The sequence below is a fragment of the Anaeromyxobacter dehalogenans 2CP-1 genome (assembly GCF_000022145.1).
GTDB lineage: Bacteria > Myxococcota > Myxococcia > Myxococcales > Anaeromyxobacteraceae > Anaeromyxobacter > Anaeromyxobacter dehalogenans.
In genome coordinates this window covers 3930193-3949527 of sequence record NC_011891.1, presented here as the reverse complement: position 1 = coordinate 3949527, position 19335 = coordinate 3930193, and the positions used below count along the sequence as shown (strand labels likewise).

The window sequence follows — 19335 nt, the reverse complement described above, 5'->3', positions numbered from 1 at the left end:
CCACCGCCCGGGCGGCGCGCCGTGCGCCCGCCCGCCGCCGGCCGCGGTCCCCCTCAGCCGCGATCCACGGAGAGCCGGCCCGCCTCGAGCCGCGCCCGCCCGTCCACCGCGCCGGGCAGCTCGTTGGCGTGGTGGGACACGGCCACGATGGCGGTGCCGGCCGCGCCCAGATCGTCGAGCACCCGGAGCACCCAGGCGCGCGCGCCGGGATCGAGCCCGGCGAGCGGCTCGTCCAGCAGCAGCGCCCGCGGGGCCGAGGCGAGCGCGCGGGCGATGAGCACCTTGCGCAGCTCGCCGTAGGAGAGCGACAGCACGTGGCGCTCGAGCAGCGGCGTCACGCCGAGCCGCGCCGCCGCGGCGGCGGCCAGCGCCCGCTCGCGCGCGGTGGGCTCCACGGCGAGGCCGACCGTGCCCGCGAAGCCGGAGAGCACCACGTCCCCGGCGCGCGCGTCGAAGCGGTGGCGCGCCTGCAGCTCCGGCGAGACCAGGCCCACGCGGCCGCGCAGGTCGTCGGCCGAGGCGTGGGGCCCGAGGCCGAGCCGCTCCACCGCGCCGCGCGCCGGCTGCTCCTCGCCCGCGAGCAGCCGGAGCAGGGTGGACTTCCCCGCGCCGTTCGGGCCGGTCACCGACCAGCGCTCGCCGGCGCCGACGGTCCAGTCCACGCCGTCGAGCACCGCGCGCCCGTCCACGAGCACGGTGGCGCCGCGGAGCGCGAAGAGCGCCGCGCGCGGGCCGGCGTCGCGCCGCGGCGCGCGGCGCGGCGCCGCGGCCTCGCGCGCGCCCGCCAGGGCGGCGGCGCGGTCGCCCTCCCAGGCGATCCGCCCGCCCTCCAGCCGGATGACGCGGCCCAGCTCGGGCACGAGCTCCTCGACCCGGTGCGTGGCCATCACCACCGCGACGCCGCCGCGCGCGATGCCCGACACGGTCTCGAGCAGCCCGGCCCGCGCCGGCGCGTCGAGCCCGTCGCAGGCCTCGTCGAGGAACAGCGCCTCCGGCCGCGGCGCGAGCGCGCGCGCCAGCAGCACGCGCCGCCCCTCGCCGCGCGACAGCTCCAGCACCGAGCGCCCCAGCAGCGCGTCCACGCCCAGCGCGCCGGCCACCTCGCGCACGCGCCGCGCCTGCTCCGGCGTCGCCGCCTCGGAGGGCCACAGCGCGTCGAAGAAGCCGGAGCGGATCACCGCCTCGACCGGCAGGTCCCAGTCGTTGCGCAGGTACGCGTCCTGCGCCTCGGGCGCCACCCGCGCGAACCGCTCGCGCGCGCCGATCGGGCTCTCGAACGCGCCGTCGGGCCCGTGGAACAGGCGTCGCCCGCCGCGCGGATCCGGCCACAGCTCCCCGCGCAGGACCCGCAGGAGCGTGGACTTCCCCGCGCCGTTCCCGCCCAGCACCGCCAGCCCCTCGCCGGCGTGGAGCGCGAGCGTGACGTCGGCGAGGACGGGGACCCCGCCCAGGCGGACGTCCACCCGGTCGAGCGTGACGAGCGGCCGGCGCATCCGGGGATGCTAATGCGGACGTGCCCGCCAGGGGGTGAAATGCGCCGGACGGACGCCTGTTCTGGATCACGTGCGGGATCGCTCCGAGGCTCCGGTGGTGATCGTGCGCCGCGGCGCCAGCCCGAGGCGGCTCGCGGCGATCCTGCGCTGGGTGCGCGCGCTCGTGCCCGCCGCGGTGCTGGTGGTGGATCCCGGCGCCGGGCCGCTGCCGCCGCGCGAGTCGCGCTGGGACGGCGACGACGAGGTGATCGTGATCGACGCCGACGACATCGCCTCCGGCCCGCTCTCGCTCGCCGCCGCGCTCCTGCGCGGCGCGCAGCGGGGCGGGTGAGCCGGCCCGGGCCGATCAGCCCTGCGCGCGCGCCGGCGCGGCGGCCGGGTCGGCCGGGATCGGCGGGGCCGGCGGCTCCGCGGTCCGCTCCGCCGGGACCGCCGGCAGCCGGAAGGTGAAGGTGGTGCCCTCGCCCTCGGTGCTGTCCACGGCGATGCTCCCACCGTGGCGCTGCACGATGCCGTACACCACCGAGAGGCCCAGGCCGGTGCCCTTCTCCTTGGTGGTGAAGAACGGGTCGAAGATGTGGCTCACGCGCTCCGGCGGCATGCCCGGCCCGTCGTCCTGGAACGCGATCTCCACCGCTCCCTCCGGCGCGCGCGCGGTGATCCGCAGCTTGCCGCCCTTCGCGCCCATCGCCTCGCAGGCGTTCATCGCCACGTTCACGAACGCCTGGCGGAGCTGGCCGAAGTCGGCGAGCACCTGCGGGAGCGGAGGCAGGTGGCGCTCCAGCTTCACGCCCTGGATGGCGATCTGGTTCGCGATGAGGGACAGCGCCTCCTCCACCGCCGCGCGCGGATCCACCGGCTTCTTCGCCATGGGGCGCTCGCGCGCGAAGTCGAGCAGGTTGCGCACGATGGCGCTGCAGCGCTGGGCCTCGCGCTCGACCAGCCCCAGGTTCCGCTGCAGCACCGCGCGCCGCGCGTCGTCGGGCGGACCCTCGGCCAGGGTGCGTGACACCAGCTTCGCGAACGTGAGGATGCCGGCGAGCGGGTTGTTGATCTCGTGGGCGATGGAGGCCGAGAGCTTGCCCAGGGAGGAGAGCTTCTCGGTCCGCACCAGCTGCTCCTGCGCGTTGCGCAGATCGGCCGTGCGCGCCTCCACCTGCTCCTCGAGGCCGGCGAGCAGCCCGTTCAGCTCGTCCTCCAGGCGCCGGAGCGAGCGGGTCATGTCGTTGAACGACGCGGCCAGGTTGCCGAGCTCGCCGCGCGAGCGGACCCGGACCTCCACGTCGAGCTGGTCCTTCGCCACGCGCCGCGTGCCCTCGACCAGCGCGGCCACCGGCCCGAGCACCTCCGAGCGGAGGAACAGGTACATGAGCGCCGAGGTCGCGACGATCGCGATCACGAGCAGCGAGACGAAGCCGCGCCGGAACGACGCCACGCCGGAGAGGATCGGCTCCAGGGCCACGTCGGTCTCGAGCAGGCCCAGCACCTGCCGGCCGGGCGGGTGGACGTGGCACTCGGCGGTGGCGCAGGTCCGGTCGTTGTAGACGGGCGTGGTGACCACCAGGCGACGGCCGGACGGCCCGCGCTCCTCGCGCCAGCGCTGCTCCGCCGGCGCCCGCGAGAGCGGCAGCTCGTGCCCGGCGTGGCAGGGCACGCAGGAGGCGTGCGCCTTGTCGCGGGTCTGCCCGATCTCCTCGGGCCGGCTGGCGTAGCGAACCGTGCCCCGGGGGTCGAGGACGCGCATCCGGTCCACGCCCTCCAGCGCGGCGAGCCGGCCGATGGTCCGGTACTCGTGGCGCTCGGTCGCGCCGAGCAGCGCCGCCTGGCCCACCGTGGTCACCGCCTCGCCGACCAGCGCGGTGGAGCGGACGATCTCGTCCTGGAGGTGCCGCTCGAAGCGGCGCTCCGCGAGCACCACGGCCGCGAGCGCGAGCAGGGCGAGCAGCACCACCGCGGCCAGCAGCTTGGTGGAGAGGCGGCGCCAGAACGGCACTGCGCGGCCGGACGCACTCCCTCCCGGGACGCCACCGGCCGGCGCCGGGGCGCCGGTGCCACGCTCCTCGGCTTCGCGTGCTTCCGCCATGATCGCCTTGGCCGATTCCCTCCGGCCCAGGCGCAGGATGCGCCCGCGGGATCCCTGCGGCCTTGCCTCGGGTCAACCCTGGCGGCCGGTGGACGATGGGTCGCGCGGCAACTCGTCGCGGCTCGGAAACAGCGCGCGGCCCAGCAGCACCTCGAGCCGGCCGATCTCGTCGTCGGTGAGCTCGACCACCCGCCCCGGCGGAAGCTGGCGCAGGGCCGCCTCGCGCTCGAGCCGGCGCTCCAGCCGGCGCAGCCGGGCGAACACCGCGTAGTGCAGCATCGCGGCCAGGATCGCGGCCAGCACCGCGCCGACGCCGATCAGCACCATGAAGGAGCGGAGCATGGCGGCGCGGGCCGCGCCGTGCTCCGCGGTGAAGTCGTGCAGCACGAACAGGCCGCCCACCTTGCGCCCGCCCGCGTCCCGCAGCGGGAAGATGCCGCGCATGTACGCGCGGTCGTCGCGGACCACCTCGCCGAGCGCGACGCCCTCGTCGGGCAGCACCTCGAGGTCGCCCTCGTAGTCGATGATGCCCTCGGTGAAGGTGGTGGTGTCGACCACCACCACGTCGGCCCGGTCGTTCCAGGTGTTCGAGCGCTCGCCGAGCACCTCGGCCCAGCGCCGCTGGTCGAGGAACCGCTTCTTCACCAGGATCCCGTAGTCGTCGCCGGTGCGCGACTTCATCGCGCCCAGGAAGTGGTCGATCTCCTCGGCCAGCTCGAGGTAGCCGACCACCTTCCCATCCTGGAGCCAGGGCCGGACCACCCGCAGCGCGAACGCGGTGCGCCCCAGCTCCTTGCCGGCGCCCACGTCGGCCGTCTCCACCGCGCGCCGGAACGTGACCCGATCGACCTTGTCGCCGCGCAGCTCGGGCCGGTGGACGCGCAGGAACACGGTCGCGTCGGGCTCCGGCGCGATGAAGTACCAGTGGGTGATCCGATCCCGGTCGCGCATCGTCTCGAACAGCGGCGCGGAGAGCGCCAGCAGGCGCTCCCGGTCGCGCGCCACGAACGCCTGGCGCAGGTCGTCCCGCGACAGCAGCGCGTCGAGCGTGGCCGAGAGCTTCTCGATCTCGGCCCGCTCCTGCGACGCGAACGCCTCCTCCGCGCCGCGCAGCCGCTCGGTGCCGGCCTGCTCCACCTGCTGCTCGACGATCCCGCCGCTCAGGCGTGCGCCGAGGAAGGCGGCCCCGGCGCAGAGGGCGAAGAGGGCGACGAGGAGCCGGAGCTCGAGGGAGACGGAGCGCATGGTGGGCGGGCGGGGAGGGTCGGCTGGGGGAAAACGGCGGGTTGCCGTCGCCCCGGAACGCTATCATGCGCGGCGGGTGCGCGGTGACCGACCCGCGGAGGCGTGCGCGGACGGTGCGTTCGTGTGCGCGCGCCAGGTGCGCGGCGTCGCGCACCCCCGGCCGGGTCCGGGAGGGCGGGCAGCCGTCACGTCTCCGGGATCCGGGCCTCTGCGACCGAACGGAGCCCACATGCCCACACGCACCCTCGCCTCCCTCGCCCTCGCCGGCATCGCAGCCCTGGCCGCCATGCCCTCGCCGGCCGCCGCCGCCCCAGCCGCTCCCGCCGCCGTGCGCCTGCCGGAGATCCCGGACCTGCCGTACGTGAAGAGCGTGCTGCCGAACGGCCTCACGCTCATCGTCCACGAGGACCACAAGGCGCCCATCGTGGCGGTGAACGTCTGGTACCACGTCGGCTCCAAGAACGAGCGGCCGGGCAAGACCGGATTCGCGCACCTCTTCGAGCACCTGATGTTCAACGGCTCGGAGCACTTCGACGACGACTGGTTCAAGGTGCTGGAGCGCGTCGGCGCCACCGACCTGAACGGCACCACCAACAACGACCGGACCAACTACTTCCAGAACGTGCCGGTGTCGGCGCTCGACACCGTGCTGTGGATGGAGTCCGACCGCATGGGCCACCTGCTCGGCGCCATCACGCAGGCGCGCCTCGACGAGCAGCGCGGGGTCGTCCAGAACGAGAAGCGGCAGGGCGAGAACCAGCCGTACGGGCGCGTGTACGACGTGATGACGCCCTCGCTCTACCCGAAGGCGCACCCGTACTCCTGGACGGTGATCGGCTCCATGGAGGACCTGGGGGCCGCCTCGCTCGACGACGTGAAGGAGTGGTTCCGCGGCTACTACGGCGCGAGCAACGCGGTGCTGGTGGTGGCGGGCGACGTGAAGCCCGACGAGGTCCGCAAGAAGGTCGAGCACTACTTCGGCGACGTGCCGCCGGGCGAGCCCATCGCCAAGCAGCAGGCCTGGATCGCGAAGCGCACCGGCGAGCAGCGCCAGGTGATGCAGGACCGCGTGCCGCAGGCGCGCGCCTACCTGGTGTGGAACACGCCGGAGTGGGGCCACCCGGACGACGACCTGCTCACGGTGGCGGCCCGGGTGCTCGCGTCGGGCAAGAGCTCGCGGCTCTACAAGCGGCTCGTCTACGACGAGCGGATCGCCACCGACGTGAGCGCCGATCCGGGCACCAGCGAGATCGGCTCGACGTTCTTCATCGAGGCGACCGCGAAGCCCGGTGGCGACCTCGCCAGGGTCGAGCGCGCGGTGCGCGAGGAGGTGGCGCGGCTCGTGGCGCAGGGCCCCACCGCCGAGGAGCTGGTGCGGGCGAAGACCGGCATCCTGTCCGAGTTCGTGCGCGGCGTGGAGCGCATCGGCGGCTTCGGCGGCGTCTCCGACGTGCTCGCCGAGAACCAGGTCTACGGCGGGACGCCGGACGCCTACCGCACCCGGCTCGGGCGCATCCGCTCGGCCACCGCCGCCCAGGTCCGGGACGCCTGCCGCCGCTGGCTGTCAGACGGCGTCTACGTGCTGTCGGTGCTGCCGTTCCCCGAGCTGCAGGCCGCCGCCACCGGCGCGGATCGCAAGGTGCGGCCCGAGCCCGGGCCGGCGCCGGCGCCCCGGTTCCCGGCGTTCACGCGGCACCAGCTCTCCAACGGCCTGAAGGTCGTGGTGGCCGAGCGCCACGCGGTCCCGGACGTGCAGCTCGACCTGCTGGTGGACGCGGGCTACGCCTCCGACCAGCACGGCGCGCCCGGGCTCGCGAAGCTGGCGACGGCCATGCTGGACGAGGGCACCCGCTCGCGCTCGGCGCTGGAGATCTCCGACACCCTGCAGCGGCTGGGGGCGCGCCTCGACACCGGCGCGGACCTCGACACCTCGCTGGTCAGCATGGCGGCGCTGCGCGCGAACCTCGACGCGTCGCTGGCGCTGTTCGCCGACGTGGTGGTGAACCCGGTGTTCCCGGAGGCCGACTTCGAGCGGCTGAAGGCGCAGCAGCTCGCCGGCCTCGGCCAGGAGGCGGTGCAGCCGGTGACGGCGGCGTTCCGCATCCTGCCGCGCCTGCTGTATGGCGAGGGGCACGCCTACTCGAACCCGCTCACCGGCTCCGGCACCGCGGCCACCGTCGGCAAGCTCTCCCGCGCGGACGCGGCCCGCTGGCACGCGACCTGGGTGAAGCCGAACAACGCCACGCTGGTGGTGGTGGGCGACACCACCGCCGCGGAGATCGTGCCGAAGCTGGAGCGGCTGCTGGGCGGCTGGAAGGCGGGCGAGGTCCCGAAGAAGAACCTGGCGCAGGTGGCGCTGCCGGCCGGGCAGCGCGTGTTCCTCCTCGATCGGCCAGGGTCGATCCAGTCGGTGGTGATCGCCGGGCAGGTCGCCCCGCCGCGGGCGAACCCCGCGGAGATCGCGCAGACCGCCATGAACACCGTGCTGGGCGGCGCGTTCACCTCGCGGCTCAACATGAACCTGCGCGAGGACAAGCACTGGTCCTACGGCGCCCGCGCGCTGCTCACCGACGCCCGCGGCCAGCGGCCGTTCTTCGCGCTCGCGCCGGTGCAGGCCGACAAGACCAAGGAGACGGTGCTGGAGATCCGCAAGGAGCTGGCCGGCATCCGCGGGGCGAAGCCCGTCACCGCCGAGGAGGCGGCGGTGGCGCGGGGCACGCTGACCTTGTCGCTGCCGGGCCGCTGGGAGACGTCGCGGGCGGTGGCGCGGTCCATCGCGCAGATCGTCCGCTTCGGCTTCGACGATCGCTACTTCGACGGCTTCGCGCAGAAGGTGGCCGCGCTCGGCCCGAAGGACCTCACCGACGCGGCCCGCATGGTGGAGCCGGACCGCGTCACCTGGGTCATCATCGGCGACCGCGCCAAGATCGAGCCCGGCCTGCGCGAGATCGGCCTCGGCGAGGTCCAGCTCGTGGACGCCGACGGCAACGTGAAGCCGGGGACGGTATCTGACGGGGCTGCGCCCCGCCCCACGGAGCGGAGCTCCGCGGGGCCCCACCCGGCTGCGCGGGGCCCGTGACCTCGCGCGCCCGCGTTCGCGGGCTCGCGCGAGGTCCCCGCGGGCGCGGCTGCGCCGCGCGGGGCGCTCCCGTGCCTCAGTCGGCGATGGCCCGCTTCCAGGCGGGCCGCGCCTTCACGCCGGCGAGCCAGGCCGCCAGCGCCGGCATCCCGTCGATACCGCCCACCAGCGCCTTGCCCCAGGAGGCCACGGCGCCGGTGACGAGGTCGGCCACGCCGAACGCGTCGCCGGCGAGGAACGGGCGGCCCCGGAGCGCCAGGTCGAGGACGCGCGCGCCCTCCAGGAACCTGGCCTTCTGGGCCTCGATGGCCGCCGCGTCGCGCTCGCCCTCGGGCGGACGGAGCAGCCCGTGCAGCGCCTCGAGCGGCGGCTCCAGCTCGTCCATGGCGAAGAACAGCCACTGGTAGGTGAGCGCGCGGCCCGGCGTGCCGGCCGGCGGGAGCATGCCCTTCTCCGGGAAGCGCTCGGCGAGCCACAGGCAGATGGCGGCCGACTCGAAGAGGCGGGCGTCGCCGTCCTCCAGGACCGGCACGCGGCCCATCGGGTGGCGGGCGAGGTGCTCGGGCGTGCGCAGCGCCCCGGCGGCGCGATCGAGCCGGACCAGCTCGTAGGGAACGCCCATCTCCTCGAGCAGCCAGCGGGGGCGGGTGGCCCGCGTGCGCGGCGCGTAGTAGAGCTTCATCCCGGTGTCCTCCATGAAGGGTTCGGATCGTTCTAGACCGGGTCGCGGCCCCGCGGGGCCCGGAAGAAGGGGGCCGTTCACGGTGGGTACACCCGCCGCGCCGGAGCTCCTCCGCGTGCCGCGCGAGGCGGCCGGCGCCAGGCTGGACCGCTGGCTGGCCGGCGCGATCGGCGCGACCGCGGAGCGCACCCGCTGGCTGGTGGAGACGGGCCGGGTGCGCATCCGCGGAAAGACCTGCTCCCCGCACCGCAAGCTGTTCGGGGGCGAGGAGGTCGCGGTGGAGCGGCCCGCGCCGCGCGCGGCCGAGGCGTCGGGCCCGGCGCTGGCGGTGCTGTACGACGACGCGGACTGCCTGGTGGTCGCGAAGCCGCCCGGGCTCGCGGTGGAGGCGTCGGCGCCCGGCGGCGCGTCGGCCGTCGCGGCGGCGAGCCGGCTGGGCTCGTTCGACGTGGACGGCCGCGCCGTCCCCGGGCTGCCGCATCGGCTCGACCGCGACACGAGCGGCGCGCTGCTGCTGGCGCGCCACGACCGGGCGCTGGCCGCGCTGCGCGCCGCGTTCGAGGCCGGCGCGGTCGAGAAGGAGTACCTGGCGCTGGTGGGGGGCGCCCCGCCGCGGGAGGGCCGGCTCGACACGCCGTACGGGCGCGACCCGGCCGATCCGCGCCGCTTCACCACGCGCTTCCCTTCGGCCCGGCGCGCGCGGCTGTCCTGGACGGTGGAGCGCGCCCTGCGAGGCGCCGCGCTCCTGCGGGTCCGGCTCGAGACCGGGCGCACCCACCAGATCCGGGTGCAGCTCGCGGAGGCCGGCTTCCCGGTGCTCGGCGACGCCGCCTACGGCGTGCGCGCCGACGCGATCGCGCGCCAGGCGCTCCACGCCGCGCGGCTCGCGTTCCCGCGGCCGTCCGACGGCGCGCCGGTGGAGGTGCGCGCCCCGCTGCCCGAGGACCTGGAGCGGGCCATCGCCGCGCTCGCCGGCTGAGCCGCCGGCGGATCTCAGCCGCGCGGCGCCGCCCGGAGCCCCGCCGGCCTCCCGGCGAGCCCCGCCAGCGCGAGCAGGCAGAACACGGCCCCCGCGCGGAACGTGAAGGGCGCGCCGAGCCGCTCCCAGAGGAGCCCCGCGACCACGCTCGCCACCAGCGTGGCGATCCCGGCGAGCAGGTTGAAGACGCCGAACGCGGTGCCGCGCAGGTCGGGCGGGGCGGTGTCCGCCACCAGCGTCGCGAACAGGCCCTGCGTGATGCCCATGTGCACGCCCCACAGCGCCACGCCGGCGAGCACCACCGGCCAGCCGCCCTCCATCGCCAGCACGAGATCCGCGGCGACCAGGACGCCGAGCCCCGCCGCCAGGAGGCCCCTGCGGCTCACGCGATCCGACAGGCGCCCCGAGGGATAGGCGGTCAGCGCGTACACCAGGTTCATCGCGACCATCACCAGCGGCACGAGCGCGAGCGGGACGCCGCCCTGCTGCGCGCGCAGCACGAGGAACGCCTCGCTGAAGCGGGCGAGCGTGAACGTCGCGCCGATGCCCACCACCCACCAGTACCGGGGGCCGAGGCGCCGCAGGCTCTCGCGCCGGATCGGGTTCGTGCGTCGGCCGTCCCCGCGGTGCTCGGGCTCGCGCAGCCCGAGCCAGAGCAGCGCCACCGACAGCGCGCCCGGGATCACCGCCACCCAGAACACGCGGCGGAAGTCGTTCGCCCACAGCAGCATCAGGCCCGTGGCGAGGAGCGGGCCCGCGAACGCGCCCACCGTGTCGAGCGCCTGGCGCAGGCCGAACGCCGCGCCCCGGAGCGCCGGCGGCGTGATGTCGGCCACCAGCGCGTCGCGCGGCGCGCCGCGGATGCCCTTGCCGACCCGATCCAGCAGGCGCGCCCCGAGCACCACCGCCGGCGTCGGCGCCAGGGCGAAGAGCGGCTTCGTGGCGGCGCCCAGCGCGTACCCGGCGACCGCGAGCGCCTTGCGCCGGCCGAGCGCGTCGCTCAGCACGCCCGAGAACACCTTCACCCCCAGCGCGGTGGACTCGGCCAGCCCCTCGATCACGCCCACCGTCAGCGCGCCCGCGCCGAGCGCGGTCACCATGAACAGCGGCAGCAGCGCGTGGATCATCTCGGAGGAGACGTCCATGAGCAGGCTCACGCCGCCCAGCACCCACACGCCGGCGGGGATCCGCGCCGGCGCGCCCCGCCGCTCGTCCTGCTGCGCCTGCACGGTCCGTCCCTCCGCGCCGGTCCGCTCGCCCGGCGCGCGCCCACACTACAGCGCCTCCCCTTCGCGTGGGGCCGTCGCGAGGGCGCCGCGGGGCCCGGCGGGCGGGTCCGGGCCGCCGCGCCCGCGGCATCCCCGCCCGGGAGCGGCCGGCGGGCGCGCCGCGCGCCATAGACCCGCGAACGTGAACCCCGCCCTCCTGCTGAAGCTCGGCGCCGTCGGTGCGCTGGTCGGCTCCGCCGCGTACGTGCACCGCCGCGGCCGTGTCCGCCACCCCTTCTTCCGGCAGCTCACCGACCACTCGACCTTCTTCGCGCCGCTGAACGCGCTCGTGTACCTCGCCTCCGCGGTCCCGAGCCGCCCGTTCCTCGACCTCGCCGACTTCCCGGCGCTCGCGCCGCTCCGGGCGCACTGGCAGGAGATCCGCGACGAGGCGCTGCGCCTCCAGTCGGAGGAGCGCATCCGCGCGGCGGACGGGCACGTGGACGCGGGGTTCAACTCGTTCTTCCGCCGCGGCTGGAAGCGCTTCTACCTCAAGTGGTACGGCGAGCCGCTCGCGTCGGCGCGCGCCCGCTGCCCGCGAACGGTCGAGCTGGTCGAGGCGATCCCCGGGGTCCGTGCGGCCATGTTCGCGCTCCTCCCGCCGGGCGGGACGCTCATGGCGCACCGGGATCCGTTCGCGGGCTCGATCCGCTACCACCTCGGCCTGGTCACGCCGGGCTCGGACGCTTGCCGCATCGTGGTGGACGGCGAGCCCTACGCCTGGCGCGACGGGGAGGCGGTGCTGTTCGACGAGACGTACGTCCACCACGCCGTCAACCAGACCGACACGGCCCGGATCATCCTGTTCTGCGACGTGGAGCGGCCCATGCGCTGGCGCGCCGCCGGCCGGCTCAACCGCTGGGTCGGCGACCACCTGATGCGCGCCAGCCGGACCCGGAACGAGGACGGCGAGGAGATCGGCTGGGTGAACCGCGCCTTCGCGCGCGTGTACCAGGTGCGCCTCGTCGGCAAGCGGCTCAAGGCCTGGAACCGGCCCACGTACTACGCCGTGAAGTTCGCGCTGCTGGGCGGGCTGGCCTGGCTGCTGCTCGCGTGACGGCGACGGTCCGCTAGGCCTGCCGCTGCTCGCGGGTGCGCCGGTGGTGGCGCCGCGCCTTCGCCTTGTTGCCGCAGTCCTGCATCGAGCACCAGCGTCGGGTGCCGGCGCGGGTCTCGTCCACGAACAGCCAGCTGCACTCGTGCGTCTCGTAGAGCCCGCAGACGCGGACCCGGTCGGCGTCGGCGTCGGAGGTGAGCAGCTCGGCGGCGGAGAGCACCACCGGCCAGAGCGGCGCGTCGAGCGCGCCGGCGTCCGCGTCCCAGCCCAGCGCGAACGCGTCGCCGCGGCGCTCCAGGCGCCGGTGCGCGAGCGCCGCGCCCAGCGCCGTCGAGAGCCGCTCCACGTCCTCGGCGGCGGGCGCGCGCCGCTCCGCCCGCGCCAGGAACGTCCGGTACAGCGTCTCGCGGAGCGTGAGCGCGTCCGAGAAGGCGCGCTCCGCCTCGGCGGGGCGCCGGCGGGCCTCGGCGAGCAGGTGGCGGGCCTGCGCCTCGTTCACCGCGCCGGTCTGCCGCGCGAACTCGACCAGGTCCGGGTAGGCGGCCAGGCGCTCCTTCGGCGTCACGCCCCGCATGCCGCCGACGGTGTTCGCGAAGTCGAGGCAGAGGCGGCCGCCGGAGAGATCGAACCGGAAGGGGGGCTGGGTCACGAGCGCTCCTTTAACCCGCATGATGCCACTTGACAGGTTAGATAGCCAGGCCCAAGCTGTAACCATCTAAACGCGACTTGCCGGTTATAATCCGGCATGCCGGTTACAAGGAGAGAGGCCATGGCCCGTCCCGTGAACCCGACCGTCCCCCGCGCCGCGAAGGCCGACGGCTGGCGAAGGCTGATGGATCTGCTGGGGAGCCTGCTGATCCTGGCGGTGTGGCTGTCGCTCTGGGCCTGGGTGGCGGTGGGCGTGGCCGCGCCGCTCGGGCGGATCGGCGCCGGCGCGCCGGGGCCCGCCGCGAGCGCGTCGCTGCGGGCCCGGGGCGCCTGACGAGCGGGACTAGCCTTCCGCCGGGAGCGCCGGGTGGGCGCGCCCGGCGGAGCGGCGAAGGGCCAGCGCGCGGTCCAGCGAGAGGCGGCCGCCCCCCGCCACGACCAGCGGGAGCGCCAGCCCCAGCGCGAGCAGGTGGTACTCGAAGCCGTCGGGCGCGAAGAACCCGTGCTGCCCGTGCACGGTGACGATGGCGCCCACCATCACCGACGCGATGCCGAGCGCGGCGAGGCGCGAGAGCACGCCGAGCACGAGCATGACCGAGCCGACCGACTCGGCGAGGATCACGAGCACCGCCAGCAGCCAGGGCAGCCCCATGCCGGCGGTGAAGCCGGTCAGGGTGGCCTCCAGGCCGCGGCCGCCGAACCAGCCGAGGAGCTTCTGCGCGCCGTGCGGGAACATCACCAGGCCCAGCACGACGCGCTGGAAGAGGCGGGTGGTGGAGTCGTCGGTCTCGAGGAAACGCATCATGGTGGGGGACCTCCGGGTGTGTGGAGGGGCGTGTTCCTAACCGCGGCGGCGCGCGCCGGTGCGGCAAAACGGGGAACGGACGGTTGCGCGCCGCGCGACGGCGCGGGCGCGCGGTCGCGCCGGGATTTTCAAGTCTTGCGGGCGGCCCGCCGGCGTGCCAGATACGCGGGCCCCGCGCCATGCTCGACCTGTCCACCCTCAACCCGCCGCAGCGCGAGGCGGTGATGACCACCGAGGGCCCGCTGCTGGTGCTCGCGGGCGCGGGCTCGGGCAAGACCCGCGTCATCGCGCACCGCGTCGCCTACCTGCTGGTGCAGGGCGTGGACCCGGAGCAGGTGCTCGCGGTCACGTTCACCAACAAGGCCGCGGGCGAGATGCGCGAGCGGGTGGCCGCGCTGGCGGGCCCGCCCGGCGTGGACGTGTTCGTCTCCACGTTCCACAGCTTCGGCCTGTGGCTGCTGCAGCAGGAGCACGAGGCGGCCGGGCTGCCCCGCCGCTTCGCCATCTGCGACGCCGGGGACCAGCTCGCGCTCGTGAAGCGGTGCATGCGCGAGGTGAGCGTGGACGACCGCAAGTTCGACGCGCACCGGGTGCTCTCGCTCCTCTCGCGCGCCAAGAACGCCGGCAAGAAGCGGATCGTGCCGCGGGAGGCGGGGCAGGGCGACGACTACGACCTCGTCGCCGCCGAGGTGTACCCGCGCTACGAGAAGGCGCTCCGCGCCATGCGCTCGGTGGACTTCGACGACCTCATCGCCCGGCCGGTGGCGATGCTGGCGCACGACCCGGCGCTGCGCGCCCGCTGCCAGGAGCGCTTCCGCTACCTGCTGGTGGACGAGTACCAGGACACGAACGCCGCCCAGCTCGAGCTCTTGAAGCTCCTCGCCGGCGAGCGGCGGAACGTGTGCGCGGTCGGCGACGACGACCAGGCCATCTACGGCTGGCGCGGCGCCGAGGTGAAGAACATCCTGCGGTTCGAGCGGCACTTCCCCGGCGCGAAGGAGGTCCGGCTCGAGCAGAACTACCGCTCCACCGGCCACATCCTCGCCTGCGCGAACGCGGTCATCGCGAAGAACGCGGCGCGCAAGGCGAAGGCGCTGTTCACCGCGGGCGAGGCGGGCGAGCCGGTGCGGGTGGTGGCCATGTCCGAGGAGGAGGACGAGGCGCGCTTCGTGGCCGAGGAGATCGCCCGGCAGCGCGGCGAGGGCCGGCCGTGGAGCCACTTCGCGGTGCTGTTCCGCCTCAACGCGCTCTCGCGCCCGTTCGAGGAGGCGTTCCGCGAGGGCTCCATGCCGTACAAGGTGCACGGCGGCCCCGCCTTCTTCGACCGCTCCGAGGTGCGCGACCTGCTCGCGTACCTGAAGCTCTGCGTGCAGCCCGAGGACGACGTGTCGCTCTCGCGCGTCGTGAACGTGCCGCCGCGCGGGATCGGCGACACGTCCATGGAGCGGGTGCACGACTGGGCCATCCCGCGGAAGCTCCACCTGCTCGAGGCGATGCGGCGGGCGGCGGAGATCCCGGACCTCCCGCGCGGCGCCGCGGAGAAGATCGGCGCGTTCGTCGCGCTGGTGGACCGCTTCCAGGCCCGCTTCCGCGAGGGGCCGGTGTCGGAGGCCGCGCGCGCGCTGGTGGCGGAGGTGGACCTGTTCAGCCACGTGCGCGCCGGGGTGCAGTCGCTCGAGGCGGGATCCCGCCGGGTGGACGCGCTGGAGGGGCTGCTGCGCTCGCTCGACGGCTACGTCCAGCGCACCGCGCGCCCGTCGCTCGCCACCTGGCTGCAGCGGCTCGCGCTCGACTCGCGCGAGGAGGAGGATCCGTCGGGCGAGGGCGGGATCACGCTCATGACGCTGCACGCGGCGAAGGGGCTCGAGTTCCCGGTGGTGTTCCTGGTGGGCGTCGAGGAGGACTACCTCCCCTGCGCCGGGATCCAGGGCGAGGCCCGCGACCTCGACGAGGAGCGGCGGCTCGCCTACGTGGGCATCACCCGCGCGCGCGAGCGGCTGTACCTGACGCGCGTCGCGGCGCGATCGAAGCGCGGCAAGCTCCTGCCCCGCACCCCGTCGCGCTTCCTCGACGACCTGCCGCCCGCGGCCCACGAGAAGGTGGACCCGGCCGCGCTCGCCGCGCCGCCGCAGGACGTGGCGGCGCACACCGAGAGCGTCATGGCCGCGCTGCGCGCGCGGCTGGGCGGCCGCTGACCGTCGGGGCGCGCCGGCTCACGCGCTCTCAGAGCGCGTGAATCCATCCCCGGACCGAGCCAGGCGGTCGAGACGCGAGCAGCGCGAGGCGCGACGACCGAGCATGCCCCGAGGCATGTGAGGGAGGAGCAACGACGCGATGCGACGCGGATCGGCCGCCGCGGCGACGGGAGGGGATGGGTTCACGTGCTCTCAGGGCCCGGCCGAGGGCGCGAGCAGCACGTACCCCGCGCCGCCGGGCCCGAAGCCCTCGCAGTTCAGGACGTCCACCACCACCTCGCCGCTCGCGAGCTGCCAGTTCGCGTCGGCGCGCGCCGTGGCGTCCGGCGAGAGGCGCGCGCAGGCGAACACCTCGTCGAACGCGGCGCCGTCGGCGGACGCGAACAGGTGGGCCGACACGTCGCCGTCCGGGTACACGTCGCCGGCCGGCTCCCGGGCCGCGCCGACCAGGTAGCCGCCGCCGCGCAGCGCGAGCGCCGAGTAGCTCGGGCCGGGCAGGCGGAACCCCGCTTCGTACGCGCCGCCGAACGAGAGCGTGATCACGTGGGGGACCACCAGCGTGAACGGAGAGTCGATCCCCCCGAGCAGCCCCTCGGGCGTCGCCACCGCGCGGACCAGCACGCCGCCCTCGAGCGGCCCTCGCACCAGGGCCTGGGTGCGGCCGCCGTCGAAGGAGAGGTACGTGCCGCCGACCCGGTCGCCGTAGAACAGCCAGAGCGCGCCCGTGGCCGGGTCGGCGAGCAGCCCGTGCCCGTGCCGGTGCTCGGAGGTCTCGGCGCGCACCGACCAGGTGAGGCCGCCGTCGGCGCTCGCCCACAGGCGAATGGGCACGCTGTCGCCGGTGAAGGACTGGTACTCGAGCAGGAACGTCTCGCCGCCGAGCTCCGCCACGCTGCCCGGGGTGAGCATCCGGTACCCGCCGAGCCACAGCACGTCGGTCCAGGTCCGGCCGCCGTCGCCGGAGCGCGCGATCACGTGGCCGGTCGCGTCGGCCGTGTCGGCGAGCAGCGCACCGCCGGAGAGGGCGGCGAAGACGCGCACGCCGCGCCCGCCCGGGGTCGGACCGCGCGGCGTCCAGGTGCGCCCGTCGGCGCTGGCGTGGATCTGCCGCGGCCCGGAGAGGTTCGTCGCGTACGCGGTCCCGTCGGCCCCGATCCCGAGGAACCGGAACTCGGTCCCGGTGAACGACACCTCGAGCCGCGCCGGGGGCGCGCTCGATCCGCCGGTCGGGGGAGGGTTGCTCGCCGGCGGCGTCTGCGGCGGCGGCGCCGGCCCCGGATCGGCCGTGCCCCCGGCCCGCCCGCTGCCCCCGCACGCGGCGAGCAGCAACACCGCGCCCAGCGCCCCGATCCGCCGATCGGCCATACGCTCCTCCCCCCAGGCCAACGTGCGCCGCGCGGCCGCGCGCGGCGCCCGCCGGCCGGGACGGCGAGCGAGGTCTTGTGGGGAAGCCCCGAAGCCGCTAGATTGCGCGGCGCTTTCCGCTCCCCTCCGGCTGGAGGCACGGCTCGCGTGCCGGGTGCCAGGACAGGGGTCCGATCACGCTTGACAACGGGGCACGCGTCCTCTAAAAGGCGCGTTTCCAAACTCGGGATTCCGCAGGTTTATCCATGTCCAAAGGCACCACGCACAGCGCCACCCGCGCAGAGGCCCTGAACGGTCGGAAGTGGTGGGTCGTCGACGCCACCGATCTCACCGTCGGCCGCGCCGCCACCCGCATCGCCTCGATCCTCAAGGGCAAGCACAAGCCGGCGTACACCCCCTCGATGGACACCGGCGACTTCGTGGTCGTGGTGAACGCCGGGAAGGTCCGCTTCACCGGCAACAAGGAGACCGACAAGGTCTTCTTCACGCACACCATGCACCCGGGCGGCGCGAAGCAGACGCCGATGAACAAGCTCCGCGAGCGGCACCCCGAGCAGATCATCGAGAACGCCGTCCGCCGCATGCTGCCCCGCAACAACCTCGGCCGGCAGATGCTCGCCAAGCTCAAGGTCTACGCGGGCGACACGCACCCGCACGCGGCGCAGAAGCCCGAGGCGCTGAGCCTCGCTCAGTAAGGACGATCGCACATGGCTATCCAGGCGAACATGACCGTCGGCCGTCGCAAGGAGGCGGTCGCGCGCGTGCGGCTCGTCCCCGGCACGGGCAACATCACCATCAACGGCCGCTCGATGGACGAGTACTTCGGCCGCGAGACCTCGAAGATGATCCTGGTCGAGCCGCTGAAGCTCGTCGACCAGATGGGCAAGCTCGACGTCTTCGTGAACGCGGCCGGCGGCGGCCTCTCCGGCCAGGCCGGCGCGATCCGCCACGGCATCAGCCGCGCGCTGGTCGAGTTGAACCCCGAGTACCGTCCGGTGCTCAAGAAGGCCGGCTTCATGACCCGCGACGCGCGCGCCGTCGAGCGCAAGAAGTACGGCCGTCCGGGCGCCCGCAAGCGCTTCCAGTTCTCCAAGCGCTAGCCGCCCCGTCCTCCGGGACCTCCACGGCCGGCCCGCGGCGACGCGGCGCCGGCCGTCGTGCGTCCGGAGCCGCCGCGCAGCTCAGAGCCAGGGCTCGGCCACCGCGGCGCCGGCCTCGCGGAGCCGCATGGCCCTCGGCCGCCGCCGCCAGGCGCCGGGCTCGATCTCGTACGAGCGGGTCAGGTCCAGCCCGAACCGCCGGGCGAGCCCGGCGGCCGCCTCGGGCGCGTCGGTCACGATCGACGTCTCCCACAGGAACGAGAGGCTCTGCGAGTCCATGTTGGTCGAGCCGATCGCGCAGGCGCCGTCCGCGAGGATGGTCTTCGCGTGCATCATCGACGCGTCGTACTCGAACACGCGCACCCCGCCCGCGAGCAGCCGCCGGTAGGTCCGGCGCTGCCCGGCCTGCACCAGCGGAACGTCGTGCCACGGTCCCGGCGCGAGCACCCGCACGTCCACCCCGGCCCGGGCACGGGCGATCAGCACGTCCTGGAGCGAGCGATCCGGCACGAAGTAGGAGTTCGCGATCCACAGCCGGCGCCGGGCCGAGGCCAGCAGCGCATAGCTCATCCGCGCGGCCAGCGTGGCGCGCGCCCAGGCGGGCGTGGACGCGACCACCGCCACGCGGTGCGGCCCGGCCGGCGCGAGGCGCGGGTAGGCGGAGGCCGGGAGCGGCTGGCCGCCCGCCGCCTGGAAGCTCTCGTCGAAGGCGCGCTGCAGGTCGCCCACCGCGGGGCCGCGCACCCGGGCGGCCGTGTCGCGCCAGCCCTCCTCGCCCACCCCGTTCCCGAGCCAGCTCTTCCAGATCCCGAAGCCGCCCACGAACGCGGTCCGCCCGTCGAACACCAGCACGCGCCGGTGGTTGCAGCGGAACGGGTCCGGCAGCGGCGCGTGGCGCCGGATGGCGCAGCCGCTCGCCACCAGCCGCCGCTCCAGCGCCGGGTCGAAGTGCTGCGAGCCGAACCAGTCGAGCACGATCCGGCAGACGACGCCGGGGCGCCGCTCGAGCACCGCGCGGCCGATCCGCTCGGAGGGGTCGCCGGTGCCGCGCCACATGAACTCGCAGATGTGGATCGACTCGCGCGCGGACCGGATCTCGCGCTCCAGCGCGTCGAAGATCGACCCGTCCTCGAGCAGCGAGACCTCGTTCGCCTCCCGGACCGGTACGCCCACCTCGCGCTCCAGCAGCACGTCGAGCGGCACCTCGTCCGCCAGGCGGATGAACCGCCGGGCGAGCTGCTGCCGGCGCAGCCGGCGGGAGAGATGGCCGCCCAGGGCCACCCCGAGCGCCAGCGGGAAGGCGCTCGCCAGCACTCCGTCCGTCCTCAGGCGCATG

Annotated in this window: 17 protein-coding genes; 8 read left to right on the top strand and 9 right to left on the bottom strand. The window is 75.2% G+C overall.

Annotated elements, in window-relative coordinates; translation table 11 throughout:
* Positions 1 to 53: 53 nt before the first annotated feature.
* Positions 54 to 1493, bottom strand: coding sequence for an ATP-binding cassette domain-containing protein (locus tag A2CP1_RS17810; protein WP_015934652.1), 1440 nt, complete (start codon positions 1491 to 1493; stop codon positions 54 to 56).
* Positions 1494 to 1590: 97 nt separating this feature from the next.
* Here A2CP1_RS17810 and A2CP1_RS17805 point away from each other — a divergent pair, with 97 nt between their 5' ends.
* The gene (locus A2CP1_RS17805; RefSeq protein WP_245529830.1) at positions 1591 to 1824 is read left to right on the top strand and encodes a hypothetical protein; all 234 of its coding nucleotides are present in this window, start codon (positions 1591 to 1593) and stop codon (positions 1822 to 1824) included.
* A gap of 15 nt (positions 1825 to 1839) precedes the next feature.
* Here A2CP1_RS17805 and A2CP1_RS17800 read toward each other — a convergent pair whose 3' ends face one another.
* The gene (locus tag A2CP1_RS17800) at positions 1840 to 3486 is read right to left on the bottom strand and encodes a sensor histidine kinase (RefSeq protein WP_015934650.1); all 1647 of its coding nucleotides are present in this window, start codon (positions 3484 to 3486) and stop codon (positions 1840 to 1842) included.
* Between the two features lie 162 nt (positions 3487 to 3648).
* Positions 3649 to 4821 (bottom strand): cache domain-containing protein, encoded by a 1173-nt coding sequence (locus tag A2CP1_RS17795; RefSeq protein ID WP_015934649.1) that lies wholly within the window; start codon positions 4819 to 4821, stop codon positions 3649 to 3651.
* Between the two features lie 229 nt (positions 4822 to 5050).
* On the opposite strand from A2CP1_RS17795, the gene A2CP1_RS17790 reads away from it, so the two are divergent.
* On the top strand, positions 5051 to 7900 hold the full coding sequence (locus A2CP1_RS17790; protein WP_015934648.1) for a M16 family metallopeptidase: 2850 nt from the start codon (positions 5051 to 5053) through the stop codon (positions 7898 to 7900).
* Positions 7901 to 7976: 76 nt separating this feature from the next.
* Here A2CP1_RS17790 and A2CP1_RS17785 read toward each other — a convergent pair whose 3' ends face one another.
* A complete protein-coding gene (locus tag A2CP1_RS17785; RefSeq protein WP_015934647.1) occupies positions 7977 to 8582 on the bottom strand; it encodes a glutathione S-transferase family protein in 606 nt (201 codons plus the stop codon).
* Positions 8583 to 8664: 82 nt separating this feature from the next.
* Between A2CP1_RS17785 and A2CP1_RS17780 the strand changes: the two genes are divergently transcribed.
* The gene (locus tag A2CP1_RS17780) at positions 8665 to 9561 is read left to right on the top strand and encodes an RluA family pseudouridine synthase (protein ID WP_041450549.1); all 897 of its coding nucleotides are present in this window, start codon (positions 8665 to 8667) and stop codon (positions 9559 to 9561) included.
* A 14-nt stretch (positions 9562 to 9575) separates the two neighbouring features.
* Here A2CP1_RS17780 and A2CP1_RS17775 read toward each other — a convergent pair whose 3' ends face one another.
* Positions 9576 to 10790, bottom strand: coding sequence for an MFS transporter (locus A2CP1_RS17775; RefSeq protein ID WP_015934645.1), 1215 nt, complete (start codon positions 10788 to 10790; stop codon positions 9576 to 9578).
* A gap of 181 nt (positions 10791 to 10971) precedes the next feature.
* Between A2CP1_RS17775 and A2CP1_RS17770 the strand changes: the two genes are divergently transcribed.
* Positions 10972 to 11886 carry an aspartyl/asparaginyl beta-hydroxylase domain-containing protein gene (locus tag A2CP1_RS17770; protein WP_015934644.1) on the top strand — a complete coding sequence of 305 codons (915 nt, stop codon included), beginning with the start codon at positions 10972 to 10974 and terminating at the stop codon, positions 11884 to 11886.
* A 13-nt stretch (positions 11887 to 11899) separates the two neighbouring features.
* Here the strand turns inward: A2CP1_RS17770 and A2CP1_RS17765 are convergent, their stop codons facing one another.
* Positions 11900 to 12535 (bottom strand): CGNR zinc finger domain-containing protein, encoded by a 636-nt coding sequence (locus tag A2CP1_RS17765; RefSeq protein ID WP_015934643.1) that lies wholly within the window; start codon positions 12533 to 12535, stop codon positions 11900 to 11902.
* A 120-nt stretch (positions 12536 to 12655) separates the two neighbouring features.
* Here A2CP1_RS17765 and A2CP1_RS17760 point away from each other — a divergent pair, with 120 nt between their 5' ends.
* On the top strand, positions 12656 to 12868 hold the full coding sequence (locus A2CP1_RS17760; RefSeq protein WP_015934642.1) for a hypothetical protein: 213 nt from the start codon (positions 12656 to 12658) through the stop codon (positions 12866 to 12868).
* A gap of 9 nt (positions 12869 to 12877) precedes the next feature.
* On the opposite strand, the gene A2CP1_RS17755 is transcribed toward A2CP1_RS17760, so the two are convergent.
* Positions 12878 to 13339 carry a DoxX family protein gene (locus tag A2CP1_RS17755; protein WP_015934641.1) on the bottom strand — a complete coding sequence of 154 codons (462 nt, stop codon included), beginning with the start codon at positions 13337 to 13339 and terminating at the stop codon, positions 12878 to 12880.
* A gap of 179 nt (positions 13340 to 13518) precedes the next feature.
* On the opposite strand from A2CP1_RS17755, the gene A2CP1_RS17750 reads away from it, so the two are divergent.
* A complete protein-coding gene (locus tag A2CP1_RS17750) occupies positions 13519 to 15534 on the top strand; it encodes an ATP-dependent helicase (protein ID WP_015934640.1) in 2016 nt (671 codons plus the stop codon).
* A 192-nt stretch (positions 15535 to 15726) separates the two neighbouring features.
* Here A2CP1_RS17750 and A2CP1_RS17745 read toward each other — a convergent pair whose 3' ends face one another.
* On the bottom strand, positions 15727 to 16899 hold the full coding sequence (locus A2CP1_RS17745; protein WP_015934639.1) for a WD40/YVTN/BNR-like repeat-containing protein: 1173 nt from the start codon (positions 16897 to 16899) through the stop codon (positions 15727 to 15729).
* Positions 16900 to 17144: 245 nt separating this feature from the next.
* On the opposite strand from A2CP1_RS17745, the gene rplM reads away from it, so the two are divergent.
* Together rplM and rpsI are read left to right on the top strand one after the other, a co-directional pair.
* Positions 17145 to 17594: a 50S ribosomal protein L13 gene (gene rplM / locus A2CP1_RS17740; RefSeq protein WP_011422421.1), complete on the top strand. Its 450-nt coding sequence runs from the start codon at positions 17145 to 17147 to the stop codon at positions 17592 to 17594.
* Between the two features lie 12 nt (positions 17595 to 17606).
* Positions 17607 to 17999 (top strand): 30S ribosomal protein S9, encoded by a 393-nt coding sequence (gene rpsI, locus A2CP1_RS17735; protein ID WP_011422420.1) that lies wholly within the window; start codon positions 17607 to 17609, stop codon positions 17997 to 17999.
* Between the two features lie 81 nt (positions 18000 to 18080).
* On the opposite strand, the gene A2CP1_RS17730 is transcribed toward rpsI, so the two are convergent.
* Positions 18081 to 19334, bottom strand: a complete 1254-nt coding sequence (locus A2CP1_RS17730; protein WP_015934638.1) for a phospholipase D-like domain-containing protein — start codon at positions 19332 to 19334, stop codon at positions 18081 to 18083.
* Position 19335 lies beyond the last annotated feature (1 nt).

Excerpts from the sequence above, each read along its gene's own strand:
- A2CP1_RS17795 (WP_015934649.1), bottom strand. The coding sequence starts at position 4,821 with ATGCGCTCCGTCTCCCTCGAGCTCCGGCTCCTCGTCGCCCTCTTCGCC.
- rplM (WP_011422421.1), top strand. The coding sequence starts at position 17,145 with ATGTCCAAAGGCACCACGCACAGCGCCACCCGCGCAGAGGCCCTGAAC.
- A2CP1_RS17760 (WP_015934642.1), top strand. The coding sequence starts at position 12,656 with ATGGCCCGTCCCGTGAACCCGACCGTCCCCCGCGCCGCGAAGGCCGAC.
- A2CP1_RS17745 (WP_015934639.1), bottom strand. The coding sequence starts at position 16,899 with ATGGCCGATCGGCGGATCGGGGCGCTGGGCGCGGTGTTGCTGCTCGCC.
- A2CP1_RS17730 (WP_015934638.1), bottom strand. The coding sequence starts at position 19,334 with ATGCGCCTGAGGACGGACGGAGTGCTGGCGAGCGCCTTCCCGCTGGCG.
- A2CP1_RS17810 (WP_015934652.1), bottom strand. The coding sequence starts at position 1,493 with ATGCGCCGGCCGCTCGTCACGCTCGACCGGGTGGACGTCCGCCTGGGC.
- rpsI (WP_011422420.1), top strand. The coding sequence starts at position 17,607 with ATGGCTATCCAGGCGAACATGACCGTCGGCCGTCGCAAGGAGGCGGTC.
- A2CP1_RS17755 (WP_015934641.1), bottom strand. The coding sequence starts at position 13,339 with ATGATGCGTTTCCTCGAGACCGACGACTCCACCACCCGCCTCTTCCAG.
- A2CP1_RS17790 (WP_015934648.1), top strand. The coding sequence starts at position 5,051 with ATGCCCACACGCACCCTCGCCTCCCTCGCCCTCGCCGGCATCGCAGCC.
- A2CP1_RS17785 (WP_015934647.1), bottom strand. The coding sequence starts at position 8,582 with ATGAAGCTCTACTACGCGCCGCGCACGCGGGCCACCCGCCCCCGCTGG.
- A2CP1_RS17750 (WP_015934640.1), top strand. The coding sequence starts at position 13,519 with ATGCTCGACCTGTCCACCCTCAACCCGCCGCAGCGCGAGGCGGTGATG.